Consider the following 18405-nt stretch of genomic DNA (forward strand, 5'->3'; position numbering starts at 1 on the left):
GGAAGGAGGAGTTTTAGTGGAAAAAGTTATAGAAATGAGGGGTATTACCAAAATATTTCCAGGGGTAATAGCAAACGACAATGTAAATTTCGAACTTAAAAAAGGTGAAATCCACGTATTACTTGGAGAGAATGGTGCTGGGAAAACAACTTTGATGAATATTCTTTATGGGCTTTATCAGCCGGATAAAGGAGATATACTTGTAAATGGTAAAAAAGTTGACATTAAAGGACCTTCTGATGCGATAGCGATGGGTATAGGAATGGTGCATCAGCACTTTATGCTCGTGCATAATTTTACAGTTGCCGAGAATATAGTTCTTGGTAGTGAACCAAAGACTATGTTTGGATTTAAAATTGACTATAATAAGGCTATAAGCGATGTTAAAGAACTTGCAGATAAGTATGGTTTTAAAGTTGATCCAAATAGCATAATTGAAGATATAACTGTTGGTCAACAACAAAAGGTAGAGATACTAAAGGCATTATATAGAGGTGCAGAGATTTTAATATTGGACGAGCCTACAGCAGTGTTAACACCTCAAGAAATCGAAGAACTTGGAATCATATTAAAGAACTTGGTAAGAGAAGGAAAATCAATTATTCTTATTACGCATAAGTTAAAAGAAGTTATGAGCATGTCGGATAGAGTCACAATTGTTCGTAGGGGTAAGGTAATAGATACTGTCAATACAGCGGACGTTAATATAGATATATTAGCTGAAATGATGGTTGGTAGAAAGGTTAATCTTGTTGTCGAAAAACAGCCTGCTAAAGTAGGTGAGACGGTTTTAAAACTTGAAAACCTACAAGCACTTGATCATAGAAATCTTCCAAAACTTAAGGGTGTAGACCTTGAAGTTAAATCAGGCGAGATACTTGGAATAGCCGGAGTTGATGGAAATGGTCAAACAGAACTTGTAGAAGTTATAACTGGACTTAGAAAGGCAACTGGTGGAAAAGTTGTATTAAAGGGACAGGATTTGACTAATAAAACTCCAAGAGAGATAATAGACGCCGGAATAAGCAATATACCTGAAGATAGACATAAGCATGGATTAGTATTGAAGTTCTCGCTTGCAGAAAATGCAGTTTTAGGCCAGCACGACAAGCTGCCATATGCTAAGGGAATTTTGATGAATTATGATAAAATAAAGGAATATGCAAAGAAGCTCATTCATGATTTCGACGTTAGAACTCCTAACGAAGAAGTTGCGGCTGGTTCGCTATCAGGTGGAAATCAGCAAAAAATGATTGCAGCAAGAGAAATCTCAAAGGACCCAGAATTACTAATAGCTACTCAGCCTACAAGAGGACTTGACGTAGGTGCAATAGAATATATACACAAAAGGCTGGTTGAAGAAAGAGATAAAGGAAAAGCTGTTCTTGTTGTTTCGTTGGAATTGGACGAAGTAATGGCTTTATCAGATAGAATTGCTGTTATGTATGATGGTAAAATAGTTGGAATATTGGATGCAGATAAGACTAATGAAATGGAACTTGGTATATTAATGGCAGGTGGAACCTTAAACAAGAAGGAGGTCGAAAATGGTGAACAACACAGCTAAAATTGATATCAAGAAGGGGCTTAAAAGTGCTCAGGATGTTTTGTTGTTCCCTCTTATAGCTATAGTTTTTGCATTGTTCGTAGCAGTTTTCTTTGTTATGTGGGCTAAAAACATGGGATTCTTTGAGGGCGCTGCTACACTATTTTCAGCGATTTGGGAAGGAACATTTGGAAAGAGAGCAAACTTCATTGAAACTCTGGTTGCAGTTACTCCATTGATATTTACAGGGCTTGCTCATGCTGTTGCATTTAGAACTGGTCTTTTTAACATAGGAGTTGAAGGACAATTTATAATGGGTATGCTTGCAGCAGCTTTAATAGGTTTAATCCCAGGCATTCCTGCGCCAATACATGTAATATTGGTATTGCTTGGTGGTGTTATATTTGGAGCTATATGGGCAGCGATACCAGGTTATTTAAAAGCTAAAGTTGGAACAAATGAAGTTGTTAACACAATTATGATGAATTTTATAGCTATGAATGTTTCAAACTATTTCGTTAAGGGACCAATTCATAGAGAAGGTTCTGCTTCATCAAAGATGATTTTAGAATCAGCAAAGCTTTATAGATTTTTAAGCCCTAGCGAGAGAGTAAACGTTGGATTATTTATAGGTATAGTATTGGCTATACTAATCTACTTCCTATTATGGAAAACTACTATAGGTTACGAAATTAGAGCCGTTGGTTTAAACATGTTCGCAGCTGAATACGGCGGAATTAACTCTAAAAAGAATATAATACTTGCTATGGTAATTTCAGGCGCTATAGCAGGACTAGGTGGCGCTGCGCACGTTGCCGGAACTATCCATAAGGCTCACCAGCTCGTAGGATTTACTAATTATGGATTTGATGGTATAGCTGTTGCGCTTCTTGGAAAGAGCCATCCAATAGGAGTTCTTTTCTCTTCAGTTCTGTTCGGAGGACTGAATTCAAGTGCAAGAATATTACAGAAGTTCAGAATACCAAAGCAGATAGTATATATAATTCAAGGTATTATTATAATATTTGTGGCTGCGGATTATATATACAAGTGGATAGTTCAAAAGAGAAAAAAGGAGGCAATCAAGAATGCATAGCGTAACATTAGGAATATTAGTTTCATTGATAGCAGCTACCTTGAGATTGGCAACTCCTATAATATTTGCAGCCCTCGGTGGTGTTATTTCCGAAAGGTCAGGTGTAGTAAACATCGGACTTGAAGGTATAATGATTGCTGGTGCTTTTTTTGGAGTCCTTGGTTCACATTTAACTAAAAATGCGTGGATAGGCATAATTTTTGCAATCGTAGCTGGAATGATTATAGCATTAATACATGCTGTATTGAGCATAAACCTTAAAGCAGACCAGGTTATTTCTGGTGTTTCTATTAATATATTCTCTGCAGCATTGATGAGCTTCTTGCTATTTAAATTCTTTAACAGAGACGGCCAAACTGACGGTGTAACTCAGCTTAGCTATCCAAAAGAATTTATGGGCTCAATACCTGTTTTAGGGAATTTATTGAAGGAATTAAATTGGTTTGTATTTATTGCATTTGGTCTTGCATTGATTCTTCATTTAATGCTATATTATACACCACTTGGATTGAGAATAAGGTCAGTAGGAGAACATCCTAAAGCTGCTGACACATTAGGTATAAATGTTTACAAGATAAGATATCTATGTGTTCTTTTATCAGGTGCATTTGCCGGAATAGGCGGTGCTGCGCTTTCACTTGGAGCTACAAATCTTTTCAGAGAGGGAATGGTAAGTGGTAAAGGTTTCATCGCACTAGCTGCTATGATTTTTGGTAATTGGAAACCTTTTGGAGCTCTTGCAGCAAGCTTGCTGTTCGGTTTTGCTGAAGCATTTAGAATTGTTGCTCAAGGTTTTGGTTGGAAGGTTCCTGACGAAGTATATTATTCATTCCCATATATTTTGACAATGTTGATGCTTGCAGGATTTGTAGGGAAAACAACTCCTCCTGCAGCAGACGGTGTCCCATATACTAAGGGAGAAAGATAATAATTTATTTATAAAGGCCTCGGGATTTTATCCTGAGGCCTTTTGCATACTTTGCGAAAGTGCTGTTTAATATAGTATAATTAGATATGGAGTAGATTTATGGGGGGAAAATTATGAACTCAAGTTTTGAATTAAATTTAAATCAGAGACAGTCCCTTTCAATGAGCCAAGATATGCAGTTGTCATTAAGTATACTACAGATGAACATAATGGAACTCGAACAATTTATTAATGAAGAAGTATGTAACAATCCTGTTATAGATTTTGATGACAGTATAGAACATTATATTGATTATAGAAAAAAAGGCAGCGATTACAATGGACAGTTAGAAACTATTGAAGAAAATAATTTTGAATTAAATTTGATAATAGAAGAAAATTTGCATGATTTACTGAAAAAACAATTAAGATTGTCAGGACTAGATAATAAAAGTTTGAAAATAGGGTATTATATTATTGATAATATAAATGAACAAGGCTACTTAGAGAGCGATGAGATGGAAATAGCAAGTCACTTTCGATGTAGTATAGAAGAAGTATTAAAAGTTTTATATATTATTCAAGGGTTTGAACCAAACGGAATTGGGGGAAAAAATATTGAAGAGTGCTTGATTATTCAATTAAGGAACTTAAAAAAACTAAACAACGATTTAGAGGCAATTATTAAAAATCATTTAAAAGATATTGCAAAGGGGAATTTCAATAAAATAATATCAAACCTAAAAATTGAAAAAGATGTATTAAATCATTATGTTAAACTGATTAAATCTTTAAATCCAAAGCCTGGATTAAGCTTTTGTATTAAAAACACAGAATATGTCTATCCAGATTTAATTGTAAAAAATGAAAATGGTGAATTACAAATAGATTTATTGAAGGATATTTTGCCCGTCTTAAAAATAAATAAAGAATATTTAAATCTAATAAATGACAGGAGTTCCAAGGAATTTAAATTTATAAAAGAGAAAATAAAAAGGGCTTTTTTGGTTATGAATAGCATAGAAAAAAGGAAAAAGACTCTACTTAAAATAAGCAGAGTTATTTTAGAGCAGCAGATTAATTTTCTTGAAGGCAGTCATTTGAACCCTATAAGTTTGAAACAGATTGCTGAAAAGACGAATCTTCACGTTTCGACTATTAGTAGAGCTGTTTCAGGAAAATTTGTATTAACTGACAGAGGGCTATTTGAATTAAAACATTTTATCCAAAGAGAAACAAAAAAAGATGAAATTTCGTATTCAGTTGATTTTATAAAGAATAAAATAAAGAACATGATAGAAGAAGAAGATAAACAAAAACCACTGTCTGATGAAAAAATATCCTCATTATTAAAAACCTATGGGTTAGATATTGCAAGAAGAACGATTGCAAAATATAGAGAAGAATTAGGGATACCGTCATCGAATTTAAGAAAATTTATATAAATTTATTTCAAAAGTATTGAAAATTATTGTTAAGAGTGGTATATTTGATTTAGAAGCATGGGACAATTTTTACAACATAGGGACAAATAAAGTCCCGAGTCGAGACTCAATAGGGAGTGGTTTCTGATTGAAAAAAATACTTGCAATACAACAAAAGATTATCCCTGAAATGCTCGAATTATTAGAAAAAAGATACTCTATTTTAAAGAATATATATTACAATCAGCCAGTTGGACGAAGAACACTTTCTCAGGATTTGAATTTAGGGGAAAGAATCATTCGAACAGAGGTTAATTTTCTTAAGCATCAGGGTTTGATTGAAATCAACCCAATAGGGATGATTGTAACCGAAGATGGCGAATACGTATTGGAACAATTAAAGGAAATGATATACCACATAAGTGGATTATCAGTTTTGGAGGATAAGATAAAGCACATATTAAAGATAAAAAAGGTAATAGTCCTTCCCGGAGACTCAGAAAAGGATAAAACTGTTCAAAAGGAAATGGGCAGAGCCTGTGCAAATTACATAAAAAATTTGATAAATGATAATTCAATAATATCTTTAACTGGAGGAACTTCAGTTGCTAAGGTGATTGATAATTTTCCAAAGATTAACACAAATAATGTTCTTGTCGTTCCTGCAAGAGGTGGAATAGGCAGGGATGTTGAAATACAAGCCAATACTTTAACTGCAAATCTTGCAAAAAAAATTGGCGCAACCTATAGACTTTTGCATGTTCCTGATAAAATAAGTTCTGAGACTTTAGAGTCAATAATTAATGAACCTGAGATAAAAGATATTCTTGACTTGCTTAGTAAATCAGACATTTTATTATTTGGAATTGGTAGAGCAGATGAGATGTCCAAAAGAAGAGGAATGCCGCAGGAGTTGATTGATGATTTATTACAAAAAGGAGCTGTTGCAGAGGCTTTCGGTTATTATTTTAATAAAAAAGGTGAAATTATATTTAGAACACCTTCAATAGGAATAAATTTTAATGATGTTAAAAAAATCAAAAACATAATTGCGATAGCAGGTGGGAAAAATAAAGCAGAAGCTATTATAGCAACTCATATAGATAATTCTGAAATGGTTTTAGTTACTGATGAAGCTGCTGCTAACGAAATTATTACATTGATGAATAAAAAGTAAAAGTAAAAACTTTTACTTAATATAAATTTTTACATAAATTAGGAGGGATACTATGACTATTAAAGTAGCTATTAATGGTTTTGGTAGAATTGGAAGAAACGTATTTAAAATTGCACAAACAAGACTAAACAAGGACATCGAAATTGTTGCAATCAACGATTTAACAGATGCACCTACTTTAGCACATCTTTTAAAATACGACTCATTATATGGAAAGTTTGATGGAACTGTTGAAGCAAAGGAAAATGCTATTGTTGTAAATGGCAAAGAAGTTAAGATTTATGCAGAAAAGGACCCAAAGAATCTTCCTTGGAAAGAACTTGGAGTTGATGTTGTAATTGAATCAACTGGTCTATTCACAAAGAAAGAAAAAGCAATGGCACACGTAGAAGCTGGTGCAAAGAAGGTTATAATTTCAGCTCCTGCTACAGATGAAGACATAACAATAGTTATGGGTGTTAACGAAAAGGATTACGACCCAGTTAACCACAACATTATTTCAAATGCTTCATGCACAACTAACTGTTTAGCACCATTTGCAAAGGTTCTTCATGAAAAATTCGGCATAGTTAAGGGATTAATGACTACTGTTCATTCATATACTAACGACCAAAGAATACTTGACTTACCACATAAGGACCTTAGAAGAGCAAGAGCAGGTGCTCAAAACATTATCCCAACAACAACTGGTGCTGCTAAGGCCGTAGGTAAAGTTCTTCCTGAACTTAAGGGCAAGCTAAATGGATTCTCATTAAGAGTTCCAACTCCTACAGTATCAGTTACTGACCTTGTATGCGAAGTTCAAAGACCAACAACTGTTGAAGAAGTAAATGCAGCATTAAAGGCAGCAGCAGAAGGAGAATTAAAGGGTATATTAGGTTACACTGACGAACCACTTGTGTCAATGGACTTCAGAGGTGATGAAAGATCATCAATAGTTGATGGACTTTCAACAATGGTAGTTGACAACATGGTTAAGGTAGTTTCATGGTATGATAACGAATGGGGTTACTCAACAAGAGTAGTTGACCTTGTTAACTATATAGTAGAAAGAATGTAATAGATATAATGTCCGGTTATTGCCGGACATTAATTTCAGAATGGAGGGGAGTATATGAACAAAAAGACTGTTAGAGATATAGATGTTAAGGGCAAAAGAGTAATAGTTAGATGCGATTTTAATGTTCCGCAGGATAAAGAAGGCAATATTAGTGATGACAGAAGAATAGTTGCTGCTTTGCCAACTATTAAATATCTGATTGAAAATGGTGCAAAGGTAATTCTTATGTCACATCTTGGAAGACCAAAGGAAGGATACGAAGCAAAATACAGCTTAAAGCCAGTTGCAGCAAGATTATCTCAACTACTTGGAAAAGAAGTAAAACTTGCTGAAGATGCAGAAGTTGTTGGGGAAAATGCAGTAAGACTTTCTTCAGAGTTAAAGGAAGGCGAAGTATTACTACTTGAAAATGTTAGATTTGTTAAGACAGAAACTAAGAACGATTTGGATTTTGCTAAAAAATTAGCTAGCCTTGCTGATATTTTTGTTAATGATGCATTTGGAACTGCCCATAGAGCACATTCATCAACAGCAGGTATTGCAAACTACATACCAGCTGTTGCAGGTTTCCTTATTGAAAAGGAAATTGAAATAATGGGCAAGGCTCTTGAAAATCCTGAAAGACCATTTGTGGCAATTTTAGGTGGTGCAAAGGTTTCTGACAAGATTGGTGTAATAAATAATCTGCTTGAAAAGGTAGATAAATTAATTATAGGTGGAGGAATGGCATATACATTCCTTAAAGCACAAGGCTTAAATATAGGAAATTCATTACTTGAAGCAGATAAAATAGAATATGCTAAAGAAATGCTCGATAAGGCAAATGAAAAGGGAGTTAAGATTTATTTACCAGTAGACCATGTTGTTGCTAAGGAATTTAAGGCTGATGCTGAACATCATGTAGTTGATGTAGAAATTCCAGAAGGCTATATGGGTCTGGATATAGGTCCAAAAACTGTTAAGCTATATGAAGAAGCATTGAAGGATGCAAAGACTGTTATTTGGAATGGCCCAATGGGTGTGTTTGAGATGCCAGCATTTGCTGTTGGAACAAAGGCTATTGCAGAAAAGTTATCAAATGTTGATGGAACAACAATAATAGGCGGAGGAGATTCAGCTGCTGCTGTTGAACAATTAGGATACGCTGAGAAAATGACTCATATATCAACTGGTGGTGGTGCTTCGCTTGAGTTTTTAGAGGGACTTGAACTACCTGGAATCGCAGCACTTAACGATAAATAATGGAAGATATTTTATCTTCCCCCTCTTTTAAATTTTATCAATAGCTAATTGAGGAGGATTTAAAATGCGAAGACCTATAATCGCAGGAAACTGGAAAATGAATAAAACACCACGTGAGGCAGCTCAACTAGTCCTTGAACTTAGGGATAAGGTAAAGGATGCTAAGTGTGAAGTTGTTTTGTGCCCTCCATTCACATCGTTAGCACAAGTTATAACTCTTGTTGAAGATACTAATATTAAGGTTGGGGCACAGAACATGTATTATGAAGAAAATGGTGCCTTCACAGGTGAAGTTTCTCCTATAATGTTAAAGGAAATTGGAGTTAGCTATGTAATACTCGGACATAGTGAAAGAAGAATGATTTTCAAGGAAGACGACGAACTCATCAATAAAAAAGTTAAAGCGGCTTTTCTACATGGTTTGACTCCTATTCTTTGCGTGGGCGAGACATTAGAAGAAAGAGAGCAAAATAGGACATTTGAGGTTATTAAGAATCAGTTGGAAAAGAATTTAGATGGAATAGATGCTGCAAAAGTAGAAGAAATGGTAATAGCTTACGAGCCTGTTTGGGCTATTGGAACTGGAAAGACAGCTACAGCAGATGATGCAAATCAGGTTATAAAATTTATAAGAAGTGAGATAAGAAATAGATTTGGCGATAGCGCTGCAGATAAAATAAGAATTCAATATGGTGGAAGCGTTAAATCATCAACAATAAAGGAGCAGATGGCTCAGAGCGATATAGATGGGGCATTAGTTGGTGGAGCAAGCTTGATTGCTACAGAATTTGCAGCGATTGTTAACTATGAGGAGGATTAAGATGAGTAAAAGACCTAGACTATTGATGATACTTGATGGCTGGGGACTTAATGAAAAAAAGGAATGGAATGCAGTTGAAAATGCTGAACCAAAAAACTTTAAGAATTTATGGGAAAATTACCCCCATACAACATTGAGTGCTTCAGGTCTTGACGTTGGTCTTCCAAAGGGTCAAATGGGAAACTCTGAAGTTGGTCATTTGAACATTGGTGCTGGAAGAATAATATATCAAGAATTTACAAGAATTAACAAGGAAATTGAAGAAGGAAATTTCTTCAGGAATGAGGCATTCTTAAATGCTATAGATAATTGCAAAAAAAATAATACGTCGTTGCATTTGTTTGGTTTACTTTCAGATGGTGGAGTTCACAGCCATATAGAGCACCTTGAAGCGCTTTTGAAACTTGCAAAGGATAATAACCTTTCAAATGTATATGTTCATGGTTTCTTAGATGGAAGAGATGTTCCACCTCAATGTGCACTCGAATATATAGACAGATTAGAAAAATTCATGAAAGAGAACAACATTGGGAAAATAGCTACAATTTCAGGTCGTTATTATGCAATGGACAGAGATAAAAGGTGGGAAAGAACTAAGCTTGCATACGACGCAATAGTTAATGGACAGGGCGAAATTGCAAATTCTGCACGTGAGGCTGTTGAGAAATCCTATGCTGAAAATAAGACGGATGAATTTGTTTTACCAACCGTTATAATTGAAAACGATAGACCAGTTGCAACATTAAGTGAAAATGATTCCGTTATATTCTTCAACTTTAGGCCAGATAGAGCAAGACAATTGACTAGGGCAATCGTTGATGTTGATTTTAATGGATTTGAAAGAAAGTATTTTAAAGTATATTATGTTTGTTTAACTCAATATGATAAGACAATAACTAATGTTGAAGTTGCTTACAAACCAGAAAAGTATAAAAATACGTTTGGTGAATTTTTAAGCAACCGTGGGTTAAAGCAACTTAGGATTGCTGAAACAGAAAAATATGCCCATGTAACTTTCTTCTTTAACGGAGGGGTGGAAGCTCCAAATAAAGATGAAGATAGAATATTGATACCATCTCCGAAGGTTGCAACTTATGACTTAAAGCCAGAGATGAGTGCATATGAAGTTACCGATAAGGTAATTGAAGTGATTGAAAATGATTTATATGACTTCATTATTTTAAATTATGCAAATCCTGATATGGTAGGTCATACCGGAGTTTATGAAGCAGCAATTAAGGCTATAAAGACTGTTGATGAATGCCTTGGTAGAGTAGTTAATAAAGTATTAGAAAAGGGCGGTGCAGTATACATTACCGCAGACCATGGCAACGCAGAAATGATGGTTGACTATGAAACTGCAGAACCATATACGGCGCACACAACTAATTTTGTTCCATTCATTGTTGTTGGAGAAGGAGATTTAAAATTGAAGTCCGGTGGCAGATTATCTGACATCGTTCCAACAATCATAGATTTAATGGGATTAGAAATTCCTGTTGAAATGACAGGAAGAAGTTTAATAGATAGATAAATGAAAGGAGAATGGATATGAAAAATTATGTAGAAATTATTGACATTTATGCAAGAGAAGTCTTAGATTCAAGAGGAAATCCAACTGTTGAAGTTGAAGTTGTGCTTGAAGACGGAGTTGTTGGAAGAGCGATTGTTCCATCAGGTGCTTCAACTGGTGCATTTGAAGCAGTTGAGCTAAGAGATGGAGACAAATCAAGATACCTTGGTAAAGGTGTTCTAAAGGCAGTTGATAACGTTAACAATGTAATAGCACAAGAACTTATAGGAATGAATGTTTTTGATCAAACATTAATTGACAAAACATTAATTGAAATAGATGGAACAGAAAACAAAGGGAATTTAGGTGCAAATGCAATACTTGGTGTTTCACTTGCTGTTGCAAGAGCAGCTGCTGAAAGTTTAGGACTTCCACTTTATCAATACATAGGTGGAGTTAACGCTAAGGTTTTACCTGTTCCAATGATGAACATCTTAAACGGTGGAAAGCATGCAGACAACAATGTTGACATTCAAGAATTCATGGTAATGCCTGTAGGTGCTCCAAACTTTGCAGAAGCATTAAGATGGTGCGCAGAAGTTTATCATTCACTTAAGAAGACTTTAGGTTCAAAGGGATACAACACAGCGATTGGTGATGAAGGTGGGTTCGCACCAAACCTAAAATCAAACGAAGAAGCTATACAAGTTATTATAGAAGCCATTGAAGCTGCAGGATATAAACCAGGCGAACAAATTGCAATTGCAATTGACGCAGCAGCAACTGAACTATATAAGGAAGATGGAAAATACCATCTTGAAGGAGAAGGAAGAGTTCTTACTGCAGAAGAAATGGTTGCATTCTGGGAAAATCTTGTAAACAAATATCCAATCGTATCATTAGAAGATGGTCTTTCAGAAGAAGATTGGGAAGGTTGGAAGATATTAACTGACAGACTAGGAAAGAAGATTCAATTAGTTGGCGATGACTTATTTGTTACTAATACTCAAAGACTTGAAAGAGGTATCAAGAACGGAATTGCTAACTCAATACTTATAAAACTTAACCAAATAGGAACATTAACTGAAACATTAGAGGCTATTGAAATGGCAGAAAGAGCAGGATATACTGCAGTTGTTTCACATAGATCAGGTGAAAGTGAAGATACTACTATAGCAGACCTTGTTGTAGCAGTTAATGCTGGTCAAATAAAGACTGGTGCTCCAGCAAGAACAGATAGAGTTGCAAAATACAATCAATTGTTAAGAATAGAAGATGAACTTGGAGAAGTTGCTAAATATCTTGGAAAGAACGCTTTCTACAATGTTTCAAAATAATAAGTTTATTCTTTATTGTTCCCCATATACGAGTCAAGGAATTTATTCCTTGGCTCTATCTTTAATAATATAGCATAATAAATTAATCGTATAACATGATTGTTTTTATTTTTTTTCTGTGATAAAATAAGTGTTATGATAATTGATTAACGGGAGGTGCAATCATGAAGACAGTAATAACTATTATCCACGTTATTGTTAGCTTATCTATAATAGCTGTTGTATTAGGTCAGCCTGCTAAGACTTATGGATTATCATCAGCTATTTCAGGAGGAGCTGAAACGTTTTTCGGAAAACACAAAGGAAGAACAATCGAGGGTAAACTAAAGAAGTTGACAGCTTTTGCGATGGGACTTTTCGTATTGACTTCTTTATTATTAGTTTACTATACGGGAAAATAATTTAAATTTAAAAGGGGGAACAATAATGAATATTATTTTGGCTCCAATTGCGGGTATTATAGCCTTATTATTTGCATTTTATTTGTCAAATAAAATATCAAAGGCGGATCCAGGCAATGAAAGAATGAGAGAAATCTCAAGTTATATACATGAAGGAGCTATGGCTTTTTTAACTAGAGAGTATAAAGCATTGTCAGTATTTATTATAGTTGTGTATATTGTATTAGGGTTCTTTATCAATTGGCTTACAGCCATATGCTTTATTTTTGGCGCTTTGTTCTCAATCCTTGCTGGATTTTTCGGAATGCAAGTGGCTACAAAGGCAAATGTTAGGACTGCAAATGCTGCAAGAACAGGCCAGAATAAAGCACTTGAGATAGCTTTTTCTGGTGGCGCTGTAATGGGTATGAGCGTTGTCGGTCTTGGCCTTTTAGGAGTAGGATTATTCTACATACTATTTAAAGATGCAAATATAGTAACAGGCTTTGGGCTTGGTGCAAGTTCAATTGCATTATTTGCACGTGTCGGTGGTGGAATTTATACTAAAGCAGCCGATGTAGGTGCGGATTTAGTTGGTAAGGTAGAAGCGGGTATACCTGAAGACGACCCAAGAAATCCTGCTGTTATTGCTGATAACGTTGGAGATAACGTTGGAGACGTTGCAGGAATGGGAGCTGATCTTTTCGAATCCTATGTTGGTTCAATAATCTCTGCTTTAACATTAGGAGCAGTATTATTTAAGGATAATAATTCAGGTATTATATTTCCACTTATACTTGCAGCAGTAGGAATTATTGCCTCAATTATCGGTTCAATGTTCGTTAAGGGAGATGAAAATTCAAATCCTCAAAAGGCTCTTAAGAATGGAACTTATGTTAGCAGCATTTTAGTAATCATTGCTTCAGGGATTTTGAGCAGGATGATTTTTGGAGATTTTAGGGCGTTTTTTGCTATTACTGCAGGACTTGTGGTTGGTGTATTAATCGGACAATTTACAGAAATGTATACATCTGCTGACTTTAATCATGTAAAGAAGATTGCAAAGCAGTCAGAAACCGGGCCTGCAACTACAATCATTTCAGGGTTAGCTGTAGGCATGTATTCTGCTGTATTGCCAGTTGTATTTATTGCTATTGCAATGATTTTAGCGTTCTTTATTATGGGTGGATACGGTGAAGCACAGAATGTTTTAGCAGGGCTATATGGTATTTCACTAGCTGCATTGGGAATGCTTTCAACAACTGGTATGACTGTAGCAGTTGATGCTTATGGCCCAATAGCGGATAACGCAGGTGGTATAGCAGAAATGGCGGAACTTCCAAAGGATGTAAGAAAGATAACTGATACATTGGATTCAGTTGGAAATACTACAGCAGCAATTGGAAAGGGATTTGCAATAGGTTCTGCTGCTTTAACAGCACTTGCTCTGTTCGCATCCTATTCACAAGCGGTTCAATTAAAAGCAATAGACCTTTTGAATCCATTGACACTTGTTGGACTTTTAGTTGGTGGAGTTTTACCGTATTTCTTTGGAGCTCTTGCTATGGAAGCGGTTGGTAAAGCTGCAAACCATATGATTGAAGAAGTTAGAAGACAGTTTAAGTCAATTCCAGGACTGTTGGAAGGTAAAGCAAAACCTGATTACAAGACTTGTGTTGATATTTCAACTGCAGCAGCTCTTAAGGAAATGGTTTTACCTGGAGTATTAGCAGTTGTAGTTCCACTTTTAGTTGGACTTCTTCTTGGAACTGAAGCTTTGGGCGGACTTATTGCTGGTTCACTTGTTTCAGGTGTATTGGTTGCCATACTAATGGCTAATGCTGGCGGTGCTTGGGATAACGCAAAGAAATATATCGAGACTGGAGAACACGGCGGAAAAGGTAGCTTTGCTCACAAGGCTGCAGTAGTTGGAGATACAGTAGGCGACCCATTCAAGGATACTGCAGGTCCAGCTATGAATATATTAATTAAGTTAATGACTATTGTTTCACTTGTTTTTGCACCATTGTTCTTAAAGTATGGTGGTATACTATTGAATTTAATAAAATAATTTGAGACCTGCCTTGGCAGGTCTTTTACATAATTAAAATTCATGAATAATATAAAATTTTTTTCAAAAAATACAAAGGAGTGGTAAAATGGAAAGGCAGGTTGCACTTCAACATGTTTTGGAAAGAGTAAAAAATACAAACCTAATAAATCATATGATGGCAGTTGAAGCAGTTATGAAGGGCTTGGCAAAAAGACTTAAGCAGGAGGAGGATAAATGGGGAATTTGCGGATTAGTTCACGATATAGACTACGAAGAAACTGCAGAAGACCCTCATAGGCACAGTATTTTAGGAGCAGAAATTTTAGCTTCATTGGGTTACCCTGAGGATGTTGTATATGCAGTAAAAGTTCATAATGAAATACATGGCATACCAAGGATATCTATACTAGATAAGGCTCTTTGGGCAGCAGATCCAGTTACAGGCCTTATAACAGCTTCGGCGTTGGTTATGCCGGATAAAAAGCTTCAGAATGTAACAGTTGAATCGGTATTAAAGAAGATGAAGAAAAAGGATTTTGCTAAAGGAGCAAATAGAGAACAAATCAAATCAATAGAGGAAATTGGTATTAAATTAGAAGAGTTTATTGATATTGCACTTAGTGAAATGAAATTAATAGCTACAGAAATTGGATTATAATGGGAGTGGTGCTATGAATAAAGTCAAGGATTCAATTCTTGAATTTATGAGAAAAGAAGCCTATAAACCTCTATCAGCTGAAGAATTGGCAAAATATTTTGAAATCGATAGAAAGCAAATAGGGCAATTTCTATCGATTTTAGATGAAATGGAAGAGGAGGGCTTGCTTTTTAAAACTCATAAGGACAAATATGGTATTCCCGAAAGAATGAATCTCGTAATAGGCAAACTTCAAGGTCATTCTAAGGGATATGGATTTGTATTGCCAGAAGATACCACTTTGTCAGATATTTATATTTCAGCAGACAATTTAAACGGAGCTATGCACAATGATAGAGTTGTTGCAAAAATAATTAGACCTGCTATTCCAGGAAAAACTGCGGAAGGAGAAATAATAAAAATATTAAAGAGGGCTAATACAAAGCTTGTAGGAACTTTTGAAAAAAACAATTATTTTGGCTTTGTAGTGCCAGATGATAAACGAATCTATCAGGATATATTTGTTTCAAAATCCAACGTAAATGGTGCTAAAAACGGCGATAAGGTTATAGTAGAAGTCACTAAGTGGCCAGAAAAAAGGAGAAACCCAGAGGGGAAAATCGTTGAAGTTTTGGGCAAAAAAGATAAACCAGGGATAGATATTTTATCAATTATTAGAAAATATGATTTGCCTGAAGAATTTCCAAAGGAAGTTGAGGATTATACGGAGCAGATACCTGAAGAAATTCCAGAAAAAGAAATTAAAAGAAGAAGGGATTTACGAAATTTAAAAATTGTTACGATAGATGGAGAGGATGCAAAGGACCTTGATGATGCTGTTTCAATAGAAAAATTGCCTGATGGGAAGTTTAAACTTGGTGTTCATATTGCAGATGTTACATATTATGTAAAAGAAAAATCGCCTCTTGATAAGGAAGCTTTAAAAAGAGGAACCAGCGTTTATTTAGTTGATAGAGTTATACCTATGCTACCAAGAAAACTATCAAATGGAGTCTGCAGCTTAAATCCAAAGGTTGACAGATTAACTTTATCTTGTGTTATGACAATAGACCAAAACGGCAGAGTTGTCGATTATGAAATTTTTGAAAGTATAATAAAAACATGTGAAAGAATGACTTATACTGATGTTACTAAAATTTTAAGAGATAATGATGAAGAGCTGTGTAAAAGGTATGATTATCTTATAGAAGATTTCAGGAACATGGAGGAGCTATGTAATATTTTAAATAGAAAAAGGACTTTGAGGGGAGCTTTGGATTTTGATTTTGAGGAATGCAAGGTAATACTTGATGAAAAGGGCAAGCCTATTGAAATTAAACCATATGAAAGAGAGATTGCAAATCGTATAATAGAGGAATTTATGATTGTCTGCAATGAAACAATTGCGGAGCATATGTTCTGGACTGGGATACCGTTTGTATATAGAATTCATGAGGATCCCGATTCTGAAAAGATTTTACGATTTGCAGAGTTTGCACACAATCTTGGCTATAGAGTGAAATTTGGTAAGGATGTTCATCCAAAGATGCTGCAGGATATTCTTGAAGCTGCAAAGGGAAAAAGAGAACAACCTATAATAGACATGCTGCTCTTAAGGTCGTTAAAACAGGCAAGGTATTCACCAGATTGCACAGGGCATTTTGGCTTGGCGTCAAAATACTATTGTCATTTTACGTCACCAATAAGAAGATATCCGGATTTGATAATACACAGAATTATTAAAGAGTTTTTAAAGGGCAAGATTGATGAAAAGAGGATTGAAAAGCTTAGAAGTCTTGTTGAAAAGGCAGCAAAGCAATCAAGTGATACCGAACGAATTGCAGATGAAGCTGAAAGAGAGACTGAGGATTTAAAGAAGGTAGAATATATGGCGGATAGAATTGGTGAGGTTTATACGGGAATAATTTCCTCAGTTACACATTTTGGTATGTTTGTAGAACTTCCAAATACTATTGAGGGATTAATACATATTAGCAATTTGGCCGACGATTACTATATTTTTGATGAAAATATTTACGCATTAATAGGCGAAGAGACAAGAAAGATTTACAGACTCGGTGATGAAGTAAAGGTAAAGGTTGTTAAGGCAGATGTTGAGAATAGAACAATTGATTTTGCTCTTGTGGAAGACGAACAAGAAATTGAGGCAAGGCATTAGTGCCTGCCTTTTTTGTTGTCATTTTCTATTGACAAAGTCTATATAAAATATATTATTTAAATATGAGGATATATTTTACTATTGGCAGGTGATAGGATGAAATCAGAAAGAAGAGTAGTCGCGGAAAATAGAAAAGCAAGGCATGACTATTTTATAGAGGAAACATTTGAGGCTGGAATAGAACTGTTTGGAACGGAAGTAAAGTCCATTAAACTTGGAAAAGCTAACCTTAAGGACAGTTATGCAGATATTTCTAATGGTGAGTTGTTTATCTACAATATGCACATAAGTCCATATGAAAAAGGTAATATATTTAACAGGGATCCCCTAAGACCAAAAAAATTATTGATGCATAAAAGTGAAATTAGAAGGCTTGCAGGATTAGTGTCGCAAAAGGGATTAACCTTAATACCACTAACGCTTTATGTAGTCAGGGGTCTAGTAAAAGTAGAGCTTGCTCTTGCAAAGGGTAAGAAAATATACGATAAGCGTGAGGATATTGCTAAAAGAGATGCGCGAAGAGAAGTAGAAAAGGAATTTAAGGTTAGAAATCTGTATTGATTTAATCAATGGTAACATAAAACATTGTATAACTTACAAAACTGTGTTATAATAATTATACTATCAACGCGGGGGCGTCTTGGCTTTCGACGGGGGTAGGAGGTATTCAGGAAGCGAGTCGTGGAACCTGGGGCCACGTTAAAAAACTGGGATTAAATATAAACGCAAACGATAATTTAGCTTTAGCTGCCTAACTAACGGCAGCCGTTCTACCTATGAGTCCCACGGCATAGGATAGGGCGTCGACTAGTGGGGAACGAGCTTATCTAAGCTTTGCGATAAGCCTGTATTCATGAAGCTACTGAAGTCCAAATCCTGTCAGTGGGAGTTGGATGGAGGGAATGTCAAAACACTGACTGCACTCGGAGATGCCTGGGTGTCTATGCCTTCGGACAGGGGTTCAACTCCCCTCGCCTCCACCAAAATCTAAACTTTAATTTCGATACAATTGTCTTGAAGCATTAAGTTTCAAG

Annotated in this window: 15 protein-coding genes and 1 other RNA gene; all 16 read left to right on the top strand. The window is 35.3% G+C overall.

Going from position 1 to position 18405, the window contains the following annotated elements:
* Positions 1 to 16: 16 nt before the first annotated feature.
* The 16 genes from ABG79_RS00970 to ssrA all read left to right on the top strand — a co-directional run bounded on the left by ABG79_RS00970 (position 17) and on the right by ssrA (position 18354).
* Entirely contained in the window at positions 17 to 1567 is a 1551-nt protein-coding gene (locus tag ABG79_RS00970; protein WP_057976172.1) for an ABC transporter ATP-binding protein, read from the top strand.
* Positions 1548 to 2642 carry an ABC transporter permease gene (locus ABG79_RS00975; protein WP_057976174.1) on the top strand — a complete coding sequence of 365 codons (1095 nt, stop codon included), beginning with the start codon at positions 1548 to 1550 and terminating at the stop codon, positions 2640 to 2642. The genes ABG79_RS00970 and ABG79_RS00975 overlap by 20 nt, the downstream gene beginning before the upstream one ends.
* A complete protein-coding gene (locus ABG79_RS00980) occupies positions 2635 to 3570 on the top strand; it encodes an ABC transporter permease (RefSeq protein WP_057976176.1) in 936 nt (311 codons plus the stop codon). The genes ABG79_RS00975 and ABG79_RS00980 overlap by 8 nt, the downstream gene beginning before the upstream one ends.
* Before the next feature lie 113 nt (positions 3571 to 3683).
* Positions 3684 to 4994: an RNA polymerase factor sigma-54 gene (gene rpoN, locus ABG79_RS00985; RefSeq protein ID WP_057976178.1), complete on the top strand. Its 1311-nt coding sequence runs from the start codon at positions 3684 to 3686 to the stop codon at positions 4992 to 4994.
* 127 nt (positions 4995 to 5121) lie between these two features.
* The gene (locus ABG79_RS00990; RefSeq protein ID WP_057976180.1) at positions 5122 to 6150 is read left to right on the top strand and encodes a sugar-binding transcriptional regulator; all 1029 of its coding nucleotides are present in this window, start codon (positions 5122 to 5124) and stop codon (positions 6148 to 6150) included.
* 52 nt (positions 6151 to 6202) lie between these two features.
* Positions 6203 to 7210 (top strand): type I glyceraldehyde-3-phosphate dehydrogenase, encoded by a 1008-nt coding sequence (gene gap, locus ABG79_RS00995; RefSeq protein ID WP_057976182.1) that lies wholly within the window; start codon positions 6203 to 6205, stop codon positions 7208 to 7210.
* A 54-nt stretch (positions 7211 to 7264) separates the two neighbouring features.
* Entirely contained in the window at positions 7265 to 8452 is a 1188-nt protein-coding gene (locus tag ABG79_RS01000) for a phosphoglycerate kinase (RefSeq protein ID WP_057976184.1), read from the top strand.
* A gap of 64 nt (positions 8453 to 8516) precedes the next feature.
* Positions 8517 to 9272: a triose-phosphate isomerase gene (tpiA, locus tag ABG79_RS01005; RefSeq protein ID WP_057976186.1), complete on the top strand. Its 756-nt coding sequence runs from the start codon at positions 8517 to 8519 to the stop codon at positions 9270 to 9272.
* Position 9273: 1 nt separating this feature from the next.
* A complete protein-coding gene (gpmI, locus tag ABG79_RS01010; protein ID WP_057976187.1) occupies positions 9274 to 10806 on the top strand; it encodes a 2,3-bisphosphoglycerate-independent phosphoglycerate mutase in 1533 nt (510 codons plus the stop codon).
* Between the two features lie 17 nt (positions 10807 to 10823).
* On the top strand, positions 10824 to 12122 hold the full coding sequence (gene eno, locus ABG79_RS01015) for a phosphopyruvate hydratase (RefSeq protein WP_057976189.1): 1299 nt from the start codon (positions 10824 to 10826) through the stop codon (positions 12120 to 12122).
* Positions 12123 to 12286: 164 nt separating this feature from the next.
* On the top strand, positions 12287 to 12523 hold the full coding sequence (gene secG, locus ABG79_RS01020) for a preprotein translocase subunit SecG (protein ID WP_057976193.1): 237 nt from the start codon (positions 12287 to 12289) through the stop codon (positions 12521 to 12523).
* A gap of 25 nt (positions 12524 to 12548) precedes the next feature.
* Positions 12549 to 14573 (top strand): sodium-translocating pyrophosphatase, encoded by a 2025-nt coding sequence (locus ABG79_RS01025; protein ID WP_057976195.1) that lies wholly within the window; start codon positions 12549 to 12551, stop codon positions 14571 to 14573.
* Between the two features lie 88 nt (positions 14574 to 14661).
* On the top strand, positions 14662 to 15213 hold the full coding sequence (locus tag ABG79_RS01030) for an HDIG domain-containing metalloprotein (protein ID WP_057976197.1): 552 nt from the start codon (positions 14662 to 14664) through the stop codon (positions 15211 to 15213).
* 13 nt (positions 15214 to 15226) lie between these two features.
* On the top strand, positions 15227 to 17371 hold the full coding sequence (gene rnr, locus ABG79_RS01035; RefSeq protein ID WP_057976199.1) for a ribonuclease R: 2145 nt from the start codon (positions 15227 to 15229) through the stop codon (positions 17369 to 17371).
* A 96-nt stretch (positions 17372 to 17467) separates the two neighbouring features.
* Entirely contained in the window at positions 17468 to 17932 is a 465-nt protein-coding gene (gene smpB / locus ABG79_RS01040; RefSeq protein ID WP_057976201.1) for an SsrA-binding protein SmpB, read from the top strand.
* Positions 17933 to 18002: 70 nt separating this feature from the next.
* Positions 18003 to 18354: a transfer-messenger RNA gene (ssrA, locus tag ABG79_RS12180) on the top strand.
* The last annotated feature ends 51 nt before the right edge of the window (positions 18355 to 18405 follow it).

Origin of the sequence: Caloramator mitchellensis (assembly GCF_001440545.1) — a bacterium.
GTDB classification, from domain to species: domain Bacteria; phylum Bacillota; class Clostridia; order Clostridiales; family Caloramatoraceae; genus Caloramator; species Caloramator mitchellensis.